The organism is Escherichia sp. TW14182, from assembly GCF_000208525.1.
Classification (GTDB): domain Bacteria; phylum Pseudomonadota; class Gammaproteobacteria; order Enterobacterales; family Enterobacteriaceae; genus Escherichia; species Escherichia ruysiae.
On sequence record NZ_AEJZ01000166.1, the window covers coordinates 1 to 17,636 of the forward strand.

At 54.3% G+C, this 17,636-nt stretch carries 21 protein-coding genes; all 21 read left to right on the plus strand.

Going from position 1 to position 17,636, the window contains the following annotated elements; all coding sequences use genetic code 11:
- Positions 1 to 321: 321 nt before the first annotated feature.
- Entirely contained in the window at positions 322 to 822 is a 501-nt protein-coding gene (locus EQY_RS0114410) for a DUF1441 family protein (RefSeq protein WP_000356696.1), read from the plus strand.
- Positions 822 to 2,939, plus strand: a complete 2,118-nt coding sequence (locus EQY_RS0114415) for a phage terminase large subunit family protein (RefSeq protein WP_001145098.1) — start codon at positions 822 to 824, stop codon at positions 2,937 to 2,939. Before EQY_RS0114410 ends, EQY_RS0114415 begins: the two co-directional genes overlap by 1 nt.
- Complete coding sequence (locus tag EQY_RS0114420; RefSeq protein ID WP_000260557.1) at positions 2,930 to 3,154, plus strand: hypothetical protein; 225 nt, start codon at positions 2,930 to 2,932, stop codon at positions 3,152 to 3,154. The genes EQY_RS0114415 and EQY_RS0114420 overlap by 10 nt, the downstream gene beginning before the upstream one ends.
- Positions 3,155 to 3,162: 8 nt before the next feature.
- Positions 3,163 to 4,674, plus strand: coding sequence for a phage portal protein (locus tag EQY_RS0114425; protein ID WP_000505368.1), 1,512 nt, complete (start codon positions 3,163 to 3,165; stop codon positions 4,672 to 4,674).
- Positions 4,631 to 6,721, plus strand: a complete 2,091-nt coding sequence (locus tag EQY_RS0114430) for a ClpP-like prohead protease/major capsid protein fusion protein (RefSeq protein ID WP_001186829.1) — start codon at positions 4,631 to 4,633, stop codon at positions 6,719 to 6,721. The genes EQY_RS0114425 and EQY_RS0114430 overlap by 44 nt, the downstream gene beginning before the upstream one ends.
- Before the next feature lie 72 nt (positions 6,722 to 6,793).
- Complete coding sequence (locus tag EQY_RS0114435) at positions 6,794 to 7,123, plus strand: DUF2190 family protein (protein ID WP_024212589.1); 330 nt, start codon at positions 6,794 to 6,796, stop codon at positions 7,121 to 7,123.
- A complete protein-coding gene (locus tag EQY_RS0114440) occupies positions 7,123 to 7,479 on the plus strand; it encodes a head-tail joining protein (protein WP_000554575.1) in 357 nt (118 codons plus the stop codon). The genes EQY_RS0114435 and EQY_RS0114440 overlap by 1 nt, the downstream gene beginning before the upstream one ends.
- Before the next feature lie 21 nt (positions 7,480 to 7,500).
- Positions 7,501 to 8,184, plus strand: coding sequence for a hypothetical protein (locus tag EQY_RS0114445; RefSeq protein ID WP_000090111.1), 684 nt, complete (start codon positions 7,501 to 7,503; stop codon positions 8,182 to 8,184).
- A 14-nt stretch (positions 8,185 to 8,198) separates the two neighbouring features.
- Positions 8,199 to 8,768 (plus strand): hypothetical protein, encoded by a 570-nt coding sequence (locus EQY_RS0114450; protein WP_024212590.1) that lies wholly within the window; start codon positions 8,199 to 8,201, stop codon positions 8,766 to 8,768.
- Positions 8,761 to 9,381: a phage baseplate assembly protein V gene (locus tag EQY_RS0114455; protein ID WP_001006706.1), complete on the plus strand. Its 621-nt coding sequence runs from the start codon at positions 8,761 to 8,763 to the stop codon at positions 9,379 to 9,381. The genes EQY_RS0114450 and EQY_RS0114455 overlap by 8 nt, the downstream gene beginning before the upstream one ends.
- Before the next feature lie 38 nt (positions 9,382 to 9,419).
- A complete protein-coding gene (locus tag EQY_RS0114460; RefSeq protein WP_000531112.1) occupies positions 9,420 to 10,880 on the plus strand; it encodes a phage tail sheath C-terminal domain-containing protein in 1,461 nt (486 codons plus the stop codon).
- Positions 10,877 to 11,383, plus strand: a complete 507-nt coding sequence (locus EQY_RS0114465) for a phage major tail tube protein (RefSeq protein WP_000095752.1) — start codon at positions 10,877 to 10,879, stop codon at positions 11,381 to 11,383. Before EQY_RS0114460 ends, EQY_RS0114465 begins: the two co-directional genes overlap by 4 nt.
- 45 nt (positions 11,384 to 11,428) lie before the next feature.
- On the plus strand, positions 11,429 to 11,728 hold the full coding sequence (locus EQY_RS0114470) for a phage tail assembly protein (protein WP_001025008.1): 300 nt from the start codon (positions 11,429 to 11,431) through the stop codon (positions 11,726 to 11,728).
- 102 nt (positions 11,729 to 11,830) lie between these two features.
- A complete protein-coding gene (locus tag EQY_RS0114475) occupies positions 11,831 to 13,489 on the plus strand; it encodes an AAA family ATPase (protein WP_000536044.1) in 1,659 nt (552 codons plus the stop codon).
- Positions 13,486 to 13,965, plus strand: a complete 480-nt coding sequence (locus EQY_RS0114480) for a phage tail protein (protein WP_000110651.1) — start codon at positions 13,486 to 13,488, stop codon at positions 13,963 to 13,965. Before EQY_RS0114475 ends, EQY_RS0114480 begins: the two co-directional genes overlap by 4 nt.
- Positions 13,940 to 14,155 (plus strand): tail protein X, encoded by a 216-nt coding sequence (locus EQY_RS0114485; protein WP_001142386.1) that lies wholly within the window; start codon positions 13,940 to 13,942, stop codon positions 14,153 to 14,155. Before EQY_RS0114480 ends, EQY_RS0114485 begins: the two co-directional genes overlap by 26 nt.
- 11 nt (positions 14,156 to 14,166) lie before the next feature.
- A complete protein-coding gene (locus EQY_RS0114490) occupies positions 14,167 to 15,339 on the plus strand; it encodes a contractile injection system protein, VgrG/Pvc8 family (RefSeq protein WP_000202878.1) in 1,173 nt (390 codons plus the stop codon).
- A gap of 2 nt (positions 15,340 to 15,341) precedes the next feature.
- On the plus strand, positions 15,342 to 15,695 hold the full coding sequence (locus EQY_RS0114495; RefSeq protein ID WP_024212591.1) for a GPW/gp25 family protein: 354 nt from the start codon (positions 15,342 to 15,344) through the stop codon (positions 15,693 to 15,695).
- The gene (locus tag EQY_RS0114500; RefSeq protein ID WP_000852139.1) at positions 15,679 to 16,584 is read left to right on the plus strand and encodes a baseplate assembly protein; all 906 of its coding nucleotides are present in this window, start codon (positions 15,679 to 15,681) and stop codon (positions 16,582 to 16,584) included. The genes EQY_RS0114495 and EQY_RS0114500 overlap by 17 nt, the downstream gene beginning before the upstream one ends.
- Before the next feature lie 2 nt (positions 16,585 to 16,586).
- Positions 16,587 to 17,141 carry a phage tail protein I gene (locus EQY_RS0114505; protein ID WP_000852180.1) on the plus strand — a complete coding sequence of 185 codons (555 nt, stop codon included), beginning with the start codon at positions 16,587 to 16,589 and terminating at the stop codon, positions 17,139 to 17,141.
- 1 nt (position 17,142) lies between these two features.
- A partial coding sequence (locus EQY_RS0114510) for a phage tail protein (protein WP_000208464.1) occupies positions 17,143 to 17,636 on the plus strand: 494 nt, incomplete at its 3' end.

Below are 17,636 nucleotides of genomic sequence, written 5' to 3' on the forward strand. Positions count from 1 at the left end.
GATCGTCATCCTGGTTGTCCGGTATTTGCCTGCATGAAATTACCGGAAGGCGCAGTCGTTACTGAGTAACTGGCATTACAGCAGTTCTTCAGCGAGGGGCTGCGATAATGCAGGTGTTGGAGTGTGTGCAAATGATAATTGCTCCCATTTTCACGGGTCCTTCCTGGAATTTAGAACACCGGGGGGATACGGATGCGCAGAAATCGCCAAATTTTTGCATTTTCATCGTTCATCACCACCACTGTAATTTATTGATAATGAAAGGTTAAAAAATAGCTGGTGTCGAAAATGTTTGTTTTTTGTTCATCACTGGAGGGGTAAGTGGATAAGGAATTGAAACACCTTGTTCTTAATGTCAGCCAGTTAGCTGCGCTGTCGGGTGTGCACCGACAGACTGTCGCATCAAGAATCAAAAATGTCCGAACAGCGGGTGGGCATGAGAGTAACCTCAAGCTGTATAAACTTACTGATATTCTGGCAGAGCTAATGAAGTTGCCACCGCCTGTCGCTGAAGGGGAAATGGATCCCCATGACCGAAAAGCCTGGTATCAGTCAGAACGGGAACGTCTGAAATTTGAACAGGAGGTCGGAGAACTGATCCCTGCGTCTGATGTCGCCCGTGAATTTGCTGAAATGGCAAAGGCTATGGTGCAGGTTCTGGAAACTCTCCCCGATATTCTTGAACGCGATTGCGCTCTCGAGCCTTCGGCTGTCATGCGGGTGCAAAGCATTATTGATGATTTGCGTGACGAAATTGCGCGGCGGGTGGCAGATGACAGCAAACAGGAAGATACAGAGGAGGAAAATCAGGAGGACGAATAATGCCTGTGCAGGCGACCGCCAGATCGTTGAAACTGGATACGGGCCAGTTAATTAAAGCGCCGCGCAGGATGCCTGTTGCCGAAGCGGTACAAAAATTTATGCGAGTCCCTACATCTGGTGGCAACTCTGTTCCGTGGGATCCGCTGGTTGCACCGTATGTGATTGAACCCATGAACTGTCTGTCGTCCCGTGAGTTTGATGCGGTTGTTTTTGTTGGCCCTGCCCGTACGGGCAAGACTAACGGCCTGATTGATGGCTGGGTGGTTTATAACATTGTTTGCGATCCGTCAGACTTTTTGCTGGTGCAGATGACGCAGGATAAGGCGCAGGAGCACTCCAAAAAGCGCCTGGCAAGAACATTTCGTTGCAGCCCGGAGGTCAGAAAACGCCTCAGCCCACGCCGTAACGATAACAACGTTCATGACAAATATTTTCTGTCAGGCAGCTTTCTGAAAATCGGCTGGCCCTCCATCAATGTCATGTCATCCTCTGATTTTAAATGTGTGGCGCTGACTGATTACGACCGATTTCCTGAAGATATCGATGGCGAAGGTGATGGTTTCTCCCTGGCTTCAAAACGTACCACCACATTTATGTCAGCTGGTATGACGCTGGTGGAGAGTTCTCCCGGGCGTGAAATCACAAACAGCAAATGGCGCAGAACGTCACCGCATGAAGCCCCGCCCACCACGGGGATCCTTTCTCTGTATAACCGTGGCGATCGTCGTCGCTGGTACTGGCCCTGTCCGGATTGCGGTGATTATTTCCAGCCATCGATGGAGGCTATGACGGGATATCGTGACAATCCTGATCCTGTAAAAGCCAGTGAAGCGGCTCATATATTGTGTCCGCATTGTGGCAGTCAAATCACTGCAGATATGAAGCGTGAACTGAATGGTCGCGGCGTCTGGTTGCGTGAAGGTGAGCAGATTGACAGAGAAGGGAATGTTACCGGAACGCCACGTCATTCAAGGATAGCCAGCTTCTGGATGGAAGGCCCCGCTGCAGCCTATCAGACCTGGGCGCAACTGGTTTACAAACTACTGACTGCTGAGCAGGAATATGAAGCCACAGGCAGTGAGGAAACACTGAAGGCGGTGATTAACACCGACTGGGGATTGCCTTATTTGCCTCGTTCCGCCATGGAGTTGCGCAGTGCAGATGTTCTGATGCAGCGGGCTGAGGATTACGGTAAGCGCCTGGTACCGCCGAAAGTGCGTTTTCTTATTGCGGCTGTGGACGTGCAGGGCGGGAAGAACCGACGGTTTGTGGTGCAGATTATTGGCTATGGCGAGGACGGCGAACGCTGGCTGGTGGACCGTTATAACATCCGACAGTCATTGCGTTGCGATGAAAATGGCGAAGCATTACCTGTGCATCCCGGAGCTTACCCTGAAGACTGGCAGTTGCTGGTCACCGATGTACTGGAGAAAACGTATCCGCTCCAGTTCGATCCGGCCCGCAGAATGCCTGTACTGGCAATGGCGGTGGACAGTGGTGGTGAGGACGGGGTGACGGATAACGCCTATAAATTCTGGCGAAAATGTCGTCAGGATGGACTGGGGCGACGGGTTTTTCTGGTAAAGGGAGACAGCACGAAACGCCAGAAAATTATCACCATCACACACCCGGATAATACCGGGCGAAGCGATCGCCGTGCGGATGCTCAGGGAAAGGTGCCGGTATATCTCCTGCAGACAGACCTGCTGAAAGATCAACTAAGCAATAACCTGCAACGTGAAATGCCCGGACCGGGCTACATTCATTTTCCTGACTGGCTCGGGGAGTGGTTTTATGAAGAGTTGACCTATGAGGAACGCGGTGCTGACGGGAAATGGCGCAAGCCAGGAAAAGGGAATAACGAAGCATTTGACCTTTTTTGCTATGCCCATGCCGTCGCCATTCTGCGTGGCTATGAAAAAATCCGTGACTGGAACAACCCTCCCCAGTGGGCAAGAGGGCAGAATGCTGACGCTGGGGCTTCAGCAGACGGACGTTCTTCCGGCACAGTGGACAAGAAAAACGTTGCCGGAAGAGATGAGCGGCAAAAAGCAGCATCGTCGGAAGCGTTATCCGGAAACTGGTTATCACTACCCCGAAACGGAGGATGGTTGTGAAAAAAGATGAGATTTTCCAGATGCTGGTTATCGTGCGTCAGGCATACAGGGATTCCCTGGATGGTAAAAGTGTGTCTTTTACCGGGGTGAATGGCAGGGCGATCACCAACCATGATCCTGTTGCATTGCGCAGGGAACTTGAATACTGGGAAAAACGCTGGGCGGCGGCCTGCCAGCCCACAAGGAAACCGTACAAACTCGCCCGTTTTTCCTGAGGTTTTTTATGGGTTTTTTTGATAAAGCACTTGGTGCAATTGCGCCAGGGTGGGCAGTTTCGCGCGCCAGAAACAAAATGCTGCTGAGAGCTTATGAGGCGGCGCAGCCTTCACGCCTGAATAAAGCCCGGCGTGAGAGTCGTTCTGCCAATACAGCAGTTTTTTCTGCCGGCACTTCGTTAAGGGAGCAGGCCAGGGCGCTGGATGAAGATCATGATATCGTGATTGGTCTGCTGGATAAGCTGGAAGAGCGGGTTATTGGTGCGCAGGGGATCCAGGTTGAACCACAACCACTGAGAAACGATGGCACCCTGCATGAATTGCTGGCAGAGCAGATCTCAGCATTGTGGTCTGAATGGTCTGTTCGCCCTGAGGTCACGGGGATGTTCACTCGCCCGGAGGCCGAACGGATGGCATTGCGATCTGCTTTGCGTGATGGCGAGATGTTCGTACAACTGGTGCGTGGTCCTGTCGCCGGTCTGAATCATTCCACTGTGGTGCCATTATCACTGGAACTTCTCGAAGCAGATTTTGTTCCGGTCAGTCTGAACACGAACGCGGGTCAGCAAGTCCGCCAGGGCATTATTCTTAACAACTGGGGGCGGCCTGTAGGGTATCGGGTTTATAAATACCATCCTGCAAATATGCGTGGATTCAGCGCCGATCTCAAAACTGTTCACGCAGACAACATGCTTCATCTGGCGATGCGGAAACGGCTTCATCAGGTGAGAGGTGTCAGCCTGTTACATGGTGTGATTCGCCGGATTGCTGATCTGAAAGATTACGAAGAATCAGAGCGTGTGGCTGCCCGTATTGCTGCCGCGCTGGGTTTCTACATTAAGCGTGGTGATGCCGCCAGCTTTCCGACGGATAACGACTGGACACCCACAGAACAAAAACCCCGGTACTTTGATATTTCGCCGGGCATGATTTTTGACGAACTGGCCCCCGGTGAAGATCTGGGGATGGTGGAGTCGAATCGTCCGAATGTTCATCTTTATGAATTCCGGAACGGGCAGTTGCGTGCTGTGGCTGCCGGAACCCGTGGCAGTTATTCCAGTATTGCCCGTGACTATAACGGCTCCTACAGTTCGCAGCGTCAGGAGCTGGTGGAAGGTTACGAAGGCTACGGGGTTTTACAGCAGTGGTTTGTCGGTCAGTACAGCCGCCCGGTGTACCGGGCATGGCTGGAGCAGGCGATACCTTTTCTTGAAATTCCTCCTGATGTGGATATGTCCACGCTTTTCAATGCCACTTATCTTGGCCCGGTGATGCCGTGGATTGATCCGGTGAAGGAGGCTGCAGCATGGCGGGCCATTCTTCGCGGTGGTGCCGGGACGGAGGCCGAGTGGATACGTGCCCGTGGGCAGTCACCGCAGGAGGTCAAACGTCAGCGACTGCGTGAAACTGAATTTAACCGGGAAAACGGGCTGGTGTTCGATTCTGACGCCGCTAACGATAAAGGAGTGATCCCTGATGCAGCAAATGATAAACCCGCGTCTTCGCGGGACGATGATTAATCCCCGCGCCAGCCTTGCGGGGGTGGATGCCGCTAATGGTCAGTGCTGGTATGAAATCCGTGCACAGACTGCCGGGCGGGTGGAAATTTACCTCTATGACGTGATTGGCGGATGGGGCATCACCGCGCAGCAGTTTATTGCTGACTGTAAGGATGCGGGGGTGTTTGAGGCCAGCGCTATTGATCTGCATATCCACAGCCCGGGCGGTGATGTGATGCAGGGGTTTGCCATTTTTAACACGCTGTCACGGCTGAAAGCGAAGGTGGATATCTGGGTGGATGGTGTTGCAGCCAGCATGGCCTCCATGATTGTCTGCCTGCCTGGCGCCACAGTGCATATGCCTGAAAATTCCTGGCTGATGATACACAAGCCGTGGGGCGGGATCGCCGGTGATTCCGATGATATGCGTGATTATGCTGACTGGCTGGATCGCAACGAGGCGCTGATGCTGTCAGCCTACATGAATAAAACCGGACTCGGGCAGGAGGAGCTGGAAGCCATGCTGAAAGCAGAAACCTGGCTGAACGGTGCTGAAGCTGTGGAAAAAGGCTTCGCTGATACGCTTGAACCTGAATTACAGGCTGCGGCCTGTGTGAACCAAAATAAACTGAAGGATTACCATAATATGCCAGAACAGATTAACGCGCTTTTTGCTCCACGTGCAGAAACGACAAACGGACAGCCGCAGGAGCCGAAAGCAACCCCGCAAAATGCGCAACAGATCGCTGCTCAGCAGGCACCATCAACCGGAAATGTGGATATCAGCGCAATTGCTTCGCAGGTTCAGCAACAACTGATGGCAGCCAATGCGGAACGTGTGCAGGCTGTAACCGCAGTTTTTGCCTCTTTCCCGTCTTATGCCGCACTGAAAGCGGAGTGTCTGAACGACATGACCTGTACGGAAGCACAGGCCCGTGAAAAACTGTTGCAGGCGCTGGCAGCCGGAACGACACCAAGTGCAGGCCCGGGCGCTGTTCATATTCATGCCGGGAACGGTAATCTGGTCGGCGATTCCATTCGTGCGGCTGTGATGGCACGCGCCGGATATGCCGAAGCAGAAAAAGATAATGCTTATAACGGTTTTACACTGCGCGAGCTGGCGCGTGCTTCGCTGGTTGATCGCGGTATCGGTATCTCCGGTCATTCCGCACCGATGGCGATGGTGGGGCTGGCATTTACTCACAGCAGCAGCGATTTCGGCAATATCCTGATGGATGTGGCTCATAAAGCTGCGTTGCAGGGCTGGGATGATGCCAGCGAAAATTTTGACAAATGGACCCGCAAGGGAACGCTGACTGATTTTAAAACCGCGCATCGTGTCGGGCTGGAAACTTTCCCGACGCTACGAAAAGTATTGCCGGGGGCTGAATATAAATATGTGACCCTGAAAGATCGTGGCGAACCGATTGCACTGGCGACTTATGGCGAATTGTTCAGCATTGATCGCCAGACCATCATCAATGATGACCTGGATATGCTGACCCGTATTCCGATGGCAATGGGGGCGGCAGCGCGGACTACCGTGGGGGATCTGGTCTGGGCCGTGCTGACCAGCAATCCGAAAATGTCGGATGGCAAACCGCTGTTCCATGCAGATCATGGCAACCTGGTGACTGCCGATTTGTCTATTGAGGGGCTGGATTCCGGGCGTAAAGCCATGCTGCTCCAGAAATCGGGTGACCGTCGCCTGAACATTCGTCCTGCTTTTATGTTGACGCCTGTTGCCATTGAGTCGCGTGCCAATCAGTTGATTAAGTCTGCCAGCGTGCCTGGTGCAGATGCGAACAGCGGCATTATTAACCCGATTCAGAATTTTGCCACGGTTCTGTCAGAGGCCCGTCTTGATGACAGCAGCCCGACGGATTATTACCTGGTGGCAGCGCAGGGGCGTGACACGATTGAAGTGGCTTACCTCGACGGTATTGATACGCCGTATCTGGAGCAGCAACAGGGCTTTACGGTTGATGGTGCAGCATTCAAGGTGCGCATTGATGCCGGAGTGGCACCGCTTGACTGGCGTGGCATGGTCAAAGTGAAAAAACAATAAATAACCGCCGGACAGGGCGGTTTTTTTATGGCTGAAGCGGCGCACTTTGCGCCGCATTTACCGGAGAAAAAAATGTCAAAAAATTTTGTTCAGGACGGAAAAAACGTCGACTGGCTGAACGGGACCGGAAAGGCGGTGTCATCTGGCGATCTGGTTGTTCAGGATAATCTTGTTGGTGTTGCTCACGCTGATATTCCGGACGGGGATGTGGGCATTCTGCATACGGTGGGGGTTTTCTCTTTGCCTAAAGAGGCAGAGGCGCTGACGCAAGGCAGGCTGGTGTATTTCAAAGCGGATACGGCAACACTGACTGCAACGAAATCAGGTAATACGCTGGTGGGAACAGTATGGGCATCGGTTGAAGCCGGAGATGCCTGTGTTTGTGTGCGTCTGGGGTACTGATGCATCGATTTTATAAACGGCTGATGCGGGCAGATGCCCGCATTTCCCGGCTTTTTTCCGAGGAGTGTCCGGCGATACTGTCTATTGGCAGTGAGCGTCGCCCTGTTATGGTGATTTTTGAATCTCCGGATGCGCCGGTTCGTGTTCCGGGGGGTGGAGAAATTAACGATCAGGCTCCGGCATTCAGCGCACTGACAGAGGATATTAAGGGGCTCAGCACAAACTGCGCAGTGGAGCTGAACCACGAATTTTACCGCGTCACGCATATTGGTGCGGATGAAATGGGGCGTACACGCGTAACGCTCGGGCGTGGACGGGGGACGTCATTACCGACCATCGAATGGAGTAAAAAATAAACTTCATAAGGAGATATCGCAATGGCGCGGGCATCACGCATCCGGCGAAATCTGTTGTTTGATATCGACGTCGAAGAATTGCGGGATATTGCGGCGCAGGCTGGTGCAACGCAGCACCAGTTCCGTCTGGCCTATTCCCGCGCACTGAAGCGAACGGCATCAAAAATGCGCATGAAGGCGCTTGCGGAACTGAAAACCGGCCTGGCTCCCCGCAAAATGGACACACTGGACAGGCGGCTTTTTTCCACCCGCATTACCCGGGGTAATGCTATGGATGAAGCCCGTCTCTGGTTTGGCCTTAATGCGATCAAGATAAAAGATTTGCGCGGACGCATTCGTGGGCAACGTGTCCGGCGTCATGATCTCCGTGATCCGGTAACCGGGCGGTTTATCAAAGAGAACCGTGTCCGGCGACGTCGCCGCAAAGCCAGCGATCCCGTTTTTGAACCCAACGGTTCGTTTTTATCTCCTGCCGCGTATGAAAACGGGCTGGTGATACGTAGTCGCAAAGAGAACCGACGAACAATCATCATCAAAAATCCTGAAACCGGGCGTGTCCGGGAGGCTGAAGCTGGTATTTATGCCAGCACGATGGATTATGTTGAAGATGTGGCTTTTGCGGAGTGCCTGGAAATTTTTATGAAAGAGTTCGAATCGGACATCCGGCGACGCGCGAAGTACGGCATTACCGTGGCCCCCCGATAAAATGTGAGGACGCAATGGCTGAACCCTTATGCATGGCATCCTGGCACGCTGCTGTGCTGGATGCCCTGAAAAAACTTAAATGGATCAATGATGCGGACACCTATCCGGAACGGGTCACGCAACTGGTCACTCCGGCGGTGTTTCTGGCGGTGGATGGCTGGGATGCGAAAAGCAATGCAGACGGGCAGATGACGGTGGTGTTGTCTGCCGCGCTGTGGGTACTGGTTGACCGTGCCGGTGAGCCGGATAAAGAAAAAAAAGAAGAACGCAGGGCGATAAAGCCGGATATTTTTATCCGTTCGGCGGCCGCCGCGTTGTCGCACTGGCTCGACGGGCAGACGTTCGGACTGGCAAATGTGGAGCCTGCCATTTTTATATCAGCGGACGCAGATGAAACCGATCCGCGTCTGGATGATTATCTGGTCTGGCAGATTTCATTTAACCAGACGGTGACGTTTGGTATGGATCCCTTTGCCACGGATAACCTGCCGTTACAGCGGGCCTGGCTGGGCGTGGCACCGGAGATCGGGCGACAGCATGTGGATGATTATCGGCTGATTTTTGAGGGAAAGCCACGTGAATGAGGTTCTGGGGGATTTACAGCGTCGCCTGGCAAATATGGTCCGGCGTGGGGTGATCCACTCGGTGCGGCTGGACGGTGGTTTTCCGGAATGCCGCGTGGATCTGGGGGATATTGTGACCACCTGGCTGCCATTGTGTCAGGGTTTTGCCGGGAAAAACCGGGCAGATTTTGAGCCGTTTGCTGTGGGCGATGCGGTCACGGTACTGTCAGAGGCCGGGGAGCTGAATAACGGTCGTGTTTTTCCCGGCTGGAATACCGGTGAGGCACCGGCTCCGCAGGGCAGCGACAGTGAGCACATCACCCGTTACGGAGATGGCACGGAAATTTGCTATAACCGGGAGACGCACTCACTGACCATTATTCTGGCGGAAGGGGGCACCTATGCCATTACCGGGAATGGTGTGCTGGACGGAAACGTCATGATCTCAGAAGACCTGATCGTGAACGGACGCACGATGGTTGAAGGTGAAGTGGTGGTGAAAAGTGATTTTTATGCAAAAGGCGAGGTGACGGATAAATCCGGTAGCATGAGCCGGATCCGGGAAACGTTTAATGGACACGACCATCCCGGAGACAGTGGGGGAACCACGAAAGTACCGAATCAGAAAATGTGACCTGCTGCGGCAGGTTTTTTTATGTCCGGAGAATGCAAATGGGGCAATTACATGGTGTGGAAACCATCGAGCTGACAGCAGGCACGGTGGCAGTAACCACAATAGAGACAGCCATTATTGGTGTGGTGGGAACCGCGCCGCAGGCTGCCGGAGCTGTGGCAGCGACACTGACAGCGGGAACGCCGCTGCTGGATAACGAGCTGACCTTTACGGCAAAAGCGGGGGGACGGAGCGGAAATACCATTACCGTTATTGCTGAACAGGCTGTCAAAGAAAAAAGTGCGGGTGCGGTTCCCACGTCAGCAAAATGGGAAAACGGAAGCCTGTTGATTTGGCTTGGATGCAGTGAAGAGGGGGCAGGCAATGCCACCGTCAGTGATGTTGTGACGGCGGTGAATGGTGTGGCGGGGGCCGGGGTGAGTGCCACCGGCAGCGGTGACGGTATTGTGTCGCCGTTTTCCGGCACACTGAGTGGCGGTGAAGATGAACCGTTTCCGCTGAACACGCCAGTGGCGATGGCGGGAACAACGGCGCTTTCACGTCTGGGGATCACCGGAACACTGAAGCAGGCGCTGACGGAGATTAACGACCAGCGTAACGCGCTGTCGGTGATCGTCCGGGTGGAAGAAAAAACGAAGCCGGAAGAGCAGCGTGCTGCCATTCTTGCGGGGATCAGCATGCTGTCATCGGCAAAATCCGTCACCACGTATCAGCCACGTATTGTGATTGCACCAGGATTCAGTGAAGACGATGCGGTGGGTAAGGCACTGGAAACGGTGGCCGGAAAACTGCGTGCAGTGGCGTACGTGGATTGTGCTGCGGGCGCGACACTGCAGGATGTGGTGCAGCGTCGCCAGTCTTACGGTGCCAGGACTGAATTACTGCGCCCGCGTGTGCAGGTCAGTAATGCAGAGGGGCAACTGGTGTATCGCCCGTATTCGGCCTTTGCTGCCGGACTGCGTGCCCGTATTGACTATGAAAAAGGGTGGTGGTGGAGCAAATCAAACCAGGAGGTTTACAACATCCTCGGTGTTGAGCAGGTGGATGAATTTATCCTCGGTGAGCGCAACTGTGATGCCAACCTGCTTAATATGCAGAATGTCTCCACCCTGATTCGCCGCGCCGGATTTAAACACTGGGGAAACCGTCTGTGCTCGTCCCATCCCCAGTGGCATTTCGAGTCCGTCCGCCGTACTGCGGATGTGATTGAAGACAGTATTCAGGAGGCGATGCTGGCGTATGTTGACCGCCCGCTCGATCGCCAGAATGCGGACGATATCATCGGCACCATTAATGCGTATATGCGCCGTCTGGTGGCAGAAGGTGCCATCTTCGGGGGGCGGGCATGGCTGGATCCGGAACTGAATACCGCCGAAACGCTGGCAGCCGGGGAACTGTACATCAACTATGACTTCGGTCCCAAATCGCCGACGGAACTTATCAGCATGCGGGTGAGCGTCAACAACGAATACGGCATTAAGGAGATGACGGCAACATGAGCAGCAAAAACACATTACGCGCCTGGACTTTTTTCCGCCAGGGGATCCGTATTCAGGGAGCGCATGAGTTCACGCCCCCCACGCTGTCCATAACCACCACTGATTTACGCACCGGGGCACAGGATGCCCCCACGCCGGTTGACGACGGCATGGAGGCGCTGACCTGCCAGATTAAATTCTATGGTCTGGATACAGACATGCTGTCCAGTCTCGGATTTGTCAGTGGCAACCGCTCCCGCTTCACGGCCTATCAGGGTTATCTGGCAAACGGCACCGCGCTGGGGACCACCGAAGAAATCGAAGGTTTTGTGAAAACGGTGACGCCGGATGCACGTGGAAACAGCAGCCTGTCAGAAAATGCGGTGACAGTGGAAATCGCGGTGAATTATTACCGTCAGACGCTGGAGGGGATCGAACTCATTATGATTGATACCGAGCGTTTTGAGCGCTGGATCAACGGTGTGAATGTACTTGCCGGTCTGTCGGCAAAAGTGCGTCTCTGATTAACACATAACGGCCTGCGGGCCGTTTTTTTTAAGGAGCAGATTATGAATATTCCGGGCGAAACCCGCACCATCACACTGTACACGCCGGTCACTCTGGGAGGCGGGGCTGTGCTGGAACGCATCACCATGCGCGAACCGCTGGTGCGCGATCGCATTGCCTTCACCAAAGACCGGGGAACAGAAGAGGAAAAAGAGGCGCGTATGATTGCGCAGCTTTGTAATCTGAGTGAGCAGGATATCTGGCTGCTGACCGCAGCGGATTATGCCCAGCTGACGGATGCCTTTAATGTTTTTATGCTGCCACCCGGGAAGCGACCGAAACCGAAATCTTCAGAGGGTTAAGGTTTCTCGGGCGGCGGCTGCATTTTCCTCTTTCCGATTATCTGTCCATGCCGTTCAGTGTGTTTACGGCATTTTTACTGGATGAAGTGGAGGCAGTAAAACGTGGGAAGCGTAAGCCAGAATCTTAAGGCTACCGTGTCGTTCGGGGGCAAACTGGACAGTTCGTGGCGCCGTTCGGCGACGGATCTGCGAAAAAATTTGCAGGATGTGGAGCAGCAGGCTGCGCGTTTACGTAAGGAGCAGGCAGAGCTGGCAGCAGAAATGAAGCGGGCGGCGCTGGCAGGGAAGCGTTTTAAGTCGATGGAGGATGAATACGCCCGGCTCACTGCTGAAATTAAGAAAGCGGATGCGGCCCAGAAAAAACTGAACCGGAGCCTTGAGCGTCGCGATCGGCTCGGACGTTTTATGGGCAAAGGAAAAAGCCTGCTTGCCGGAACCGGCAAATTTGCCTGGAATGCCGGTCTGGCGATGGGAGGCGGGGCCGTGACCACGGCGCTTGGTGCGCTGATTGCTCCGGCTGCCATGAATGCGCAGACGGCTGAAACAGCGGGTAAAGCGACTGCGTATGGCGTGGATACCCGCACGTACATGAACTGGGACGCCCTGGCAAAACAGTACGATATGACCGGCGATAATATCGGGGATCTGTTTGAGGAATACCTGCATAAGGCCGGGGAATATAAACAAAATGGCAAGCAGAGTTCGCTTTCTGACGCCTTTGAAACGCTGGGATTTGAGGAAGGCGATCTTGCCGGACTGAGTGATAAGGAACAGTTCGAAAAAATTATCGACAGGGCGCTGTCACTGAAGGATGAATCAAAGGCATCGTTTGCGCTGGATGCATTGTTTGGTGGTGAAGCCAGTAAACTGCTGATGCTGATCAAACGTTCTGGAAAAAGTTTTCAGGAACTGCTGGCTGAGCAGGATAAATATAACCTGGTGACAAAAGAGGGTGTGGCTGGCGCACTCGCCGGAAACAAGGCTGTTTCTGATTTGCAGCAGGTTTTTTCTTCTGCGGTTGCAGAAATTTCCGGACAACTGGGCGCAGAGCTGGCCCCCGCCATACAAGAGACAGCGGGTGACCTGGCAGAGTGGTTTAAAGGCGGAGGCATTAAAAAGGTTGTGTCTTTTCTGAGGGACACGCTGTATCCGGCGGCCCTGAAGTTCGGCGAAGGCGTCATTTTTGTCGGAAAAATTATTTTTGCAGTAGCCAAAAAACTCGCCTGGTTATTACCGGATGAACAGGGCGATCAGAAGCAGATTCTGGAGTATGTCGGGCGTGGTGACATGACCGCTGCCCGGACAGTGGCCCGGAACAGCGGGCAGGATGCCTGGCTTGATGAGCAACTGAAAAATAATCCGGATTTTGAAAAGAATGTCCGTGAAAAATATAACGCCGCGAAGGGCTTTATGGGCATTGTGGATACGGATGCGTTTCATGAATCGGTGAACAGTTACCTCACGCCGGAAAAAACGTTCGATTTTTCGTTGCCGGCAGCGCAGGCAGGATCTGCCGGAAAACAGGATGATCCTTTTGCCAGTGCGGGAGCATGGCAGGCTGCCGTGCAGGCCATTCCTGTTGAGGGCGGACAGTCCGGCGCACAGCTGAATGACAACAGCGTGAAGAATTATAACTTCAACATTGTTGCGCAGCCCGGACAGAGCGAACAGGGTATTGCGGACGCCATTGCCGGTATGACGAAAAACAACCCGGCCTTCAGTGGTAATAATGCGTTGTGGGATGGAGGAAGTGTCTGGTGAGTGTGGGTTCGGTTATTGCTCTCGCTGAAGACAGCCTTCAGCGTGACAACAGTTATCTCCGTGGTGCTGCAGATGCCAGAGTCATGCTGATGCTGGGGGATTTCGCCTTTTCCGTGGATACCACGGCATATAACCAGCTGACCCGTGAGGCGGGGTGGACCTGGAGCGAGCAGGCGCGCATCGGTCAGCAGAGTCTGCTGCAGTACACCGGGAAGAACGGGCGAACCGTTCGCCTTGAAGGGGAATCGCACGCCTTTTTGGGGAAGTCGGGGACGGAGGCGGTGAACACGCTGTATGACCTGGCGAATAAGGCTGAGCCGCAACTGCTGGTCAGCGGAGAAGGTGATGTGCTGGGATGGTGGGTGGTGGAGCGTTTTTCTGATTCCACCGACCGTTTTTTGCCTGGCGGTGGGCACCGTAACAAAAAGTGGAGTCTGGAGCTGAAACATTATGCCGACGATCTGGATAACCCGTGACGGGGATGTGCTTGATGCGATTTGCGCCACGCATTACGGCACGGAAAATCTGTCTGCCGTGCTCACTCTTGTGCTGGAGGCCAATCAGGGGCTGGCAGAGAAAGGCGCGGTTTATCCGGCGGGGATCCGCATTGCGTTGCCTGAAATCACACAACAGGTGTCTGAGTCGCCATACAGCCTGTGGGATTAAGGGAGGAGATGATGACGTCATTATCAGAACAGCTGCAGGCAATAAATGCCGCGTATCAGGCGTCCCTGAAAAATGAGAAAAAACAGGAAACCATCGCCACGACTGTCCGGGAATTCTGCCCGGCGTATCGGGTGACAGCTGAAGGGCGGGATATCACGCGGGTGCTGGCCCGTTATCTTGTGGATATCACCCTGACGGATTACGGCGGAGCCACCGCCAGGTCTGATGAACTGAAGATCACGCTGCTTTCTGAAAGACTGCCCCTGCCGACAAAGGGGGCGCGTCTGCGGGTGGCGCTGGGGTTTAACGGTAATCTGGTGGACAAGGGCTGGTTTGTGGTGTGCGGCGTGAGCAGCAGCGGCCCGCCGCGTCGGATCGAAATTTATGCTACTGCTGCCCCCATGAATGCGGAAAAGCAGTCCGGCGACGTGCTGAATCAGAAAACACGAAGCTGGGATAATCTCACGCTGGGTGATCTGGTGAAAACTGTTGCCACGGAAAACGGACTGAAGGCCCGGGTGGCGGAGAAGCTGGCGGGGATCCGCATTACCCATGTGGATCAGGTGGCAGAATCGGATGCCAGCCTGTTGTCCCGCCTTGCCCGGACGTATAACGCCGTCAGTAAACCTGCCGGAGGTTACTGGTTGTTTCTGGAGCAGGGTGCCGGAACCACCGTATCGGGCGCGCCCCTGAAGACCGTGACGCTGACACCTTCCGTGGTGTCATCCTGGAATTATCAGGAAGGTGAACGGGGGAGCTCTACCGGAGAAAAGAAGAAAGAAAAAATCACGGTTCGTTATTTTGACAAGGCTGACGGGCGAACCAAAACAGCAACCGTGGAGCATGACGGCTCGTCTGTAACCAGTCCGTACACGCAGCCGGAAAAGGAAACGGCTGAACAACAGGCAAAGTCAAAAAAAACACAGGCGCAACGCAACAGCCGGAAAATGACGCTGACAGGGCCGTGCCGTCCTTCATATGTTGCCATGACCGCCGAATCCGGCGTGGTGACATCCGGATTTGGTAAGCGGGAAGATCGCCGCTGGCTCGTGGAGTCACTGGCGTTTTCCCTCTCTTCTTCAGGCTTTACCTTCACGTTTAATCTGGTGGCTGAAATCAAAAACGCCAGTAAATCAGATAAAACAGGGCCGGATTATTTTGGTACCGGATCAGGAAAAAAATAATGATGAATGGTGTGAACTGCCGGACAGGGAAGCGTCTGTCCGGTGTGGCGCATCTGCGCCAGTCAGTCAGCGATATTCTGAACACGCCAGTGGGAAGCCGTGTTCTGGTCAGGGATTACGGCAGCGATCTTTTTGAATTACTGGACTCTCCCCGGGATGACCTGCTGAGGCTGCGCATAATTGCTGCCACGGCGACGGCGCTGGCGCGCTGGGAGCCCCGGCTGAAAGTGTCAAAAGTGATCGTGACGTTTCCGGAAGATGAGGCCGGGTGCGTAGTGGATATCACGGGGACGAATACGGAAACCGGTACACAGGTGTCAACAGGAGGAATAACCGTTTATGGCAGAAAGTTATGATGTGATCAATCTTTCGGATTTGCCCGTACCGGATGCCATTGTGGTGCCTGACGCATCGGTGATTTTCGGGGCCTGGCTGGCACGTCTGCGTGAACTGGATCCGGAATTTGATGCCCTGGTGGAATCCGACCCGGCTTACAAACAGGGCGAAGTGACCGCCTTTCAGCTTACCCTGGCTTTCCAGCGGGTGAATGATGCCGTGCGGGCCGTTTTTCTGGCAAGTGCGCAGAAGGCCGATCTCGATCAGATTGGCGCGGCGTTCAATGTTGAACGTATGGAGATTGTTCCGGCAAACCCGGATACCGTGCCTCCGACGGATGCGGTTATGGAAGAGGACGACGCCTTTCGTGAACGCATCCAGTTGTCCTGGTCGCAACTGAATACTGCAGGCGCCCGCAACGCCTATCGTTTTCATGCCCGCTCTGCTGATGAAAATGTGCTGGATGCTGATGCTTATGGCCCGGAGGAGCACGGGCGAGCGGGGGAGGTGGACGTCTATGTGTTGTCCCGTGAAGGAAATGGCACTGCCAGCGAGGCGTTGCTGGACGCGGTCAGTGCGCGGCTGAATGCTGATGAAATTCGTCCGCTGACGGATTTTGTGACGGTGAAAAGCGCCATTATTAATGACTATTCCGTGACGGCTGAACTGGAAATACCGGACGGCCCGGATGCCGGTGAAGTGCTGGAAAATGCGAAAAACACGCTGATGTCTTATACCCGGCTGGCAAACCGGATTAATGGCATGGTGCCGCTGTCCGCCATTTACGCAGCACTTCAACAGACTGGTGTGGCGCGGGTTATTCTGTCCAGTCCCCGGGCTGATATCGAACCGGCAACCGGTACGGCTCCCCGCTGTGCTGCCGTTAATGTGACGCGCAGAGAGGTATAGTGATGGCGGAAACGTTTCGCTCACTTCTGCCGCCTTCCGCTGTCAGGCCGGAGCGGGCACAGGAGCAGGCCACAACAGAAAGCATCCTGACACTTGATACGGATATGGTCAGAAAGGTGAAAAATCCGGATACCTGTCCGTTGCATCTGTTGCCGTGGCTGGCCTGGGAGTTTGCTGTGGATTTCTGGCAGGATGACTGGAGCGAAGAGCAGAAACGGCAGATTTTACGTGATGCGGCATATGTGCATCAGCACCGGGGGACGGCGGGGGCAGTGCTGCGGGCACTTGGTGCGGTTGGTGTTCCGGCGGCAATCAAAGAGTGGTGGCAGGATTCACCGCGCAAAAACCCGTACACCTTTCGTGTGGAGCTGTTTTTGCGGGAAGGCGCTGACAGTGTGCTTTACAGTCAGGTCAGGACGCTGGTCATTAAGGCCAAGAATTTACGCAGCGGTCTGAGCACCATTGACGTAAATACGGATATCGGAAAGGAGAGCCAGTTTTATGTTGGTGGCGCGGTGACCGCGCATATTGATGTGGTGATTGAGGCGGGAGAATAACGTGACCACGAAACATTGCAGTATTCTGACAAACAGAGGGAAAGCACTCGAGGCTGCGTCTGCGGCGGGTGGTGCGCCGGTGGTGCTGGACGGGTTTGTGGTGGGGGACGGAAACGGAAATGCTGTCACACCAGAGGCCGGGCAGACGGCGCTGGTCAGGGAAGTTTATCGCGGCACCATCTCACGTCTGACGGTATCGCCTGATCAGGAAAACCAGTTTATTGCGTATCTTGTACTGCCGGAGGGTGTGGGGGGATTTACGGTCAGGGAAGCGGGGCTGCTGACCACCGATGGTGAGCTTTATGCCGTCGGAAGTTGTGCAGCCATTGAGAAACCGGTAAATGGCGTTACCGCCACACTGCAGTTCCGGCTGGCAGTGGCAGAAAGTGCGCAGGTCACGCTGAATGTGGCAACCGGGGATGGTCTGTTTCTGCGTCAGGACAGGAATCTTTCGGATGTGGAAGACAAAGATGAGGCTGTTGAAAACCTCGGATT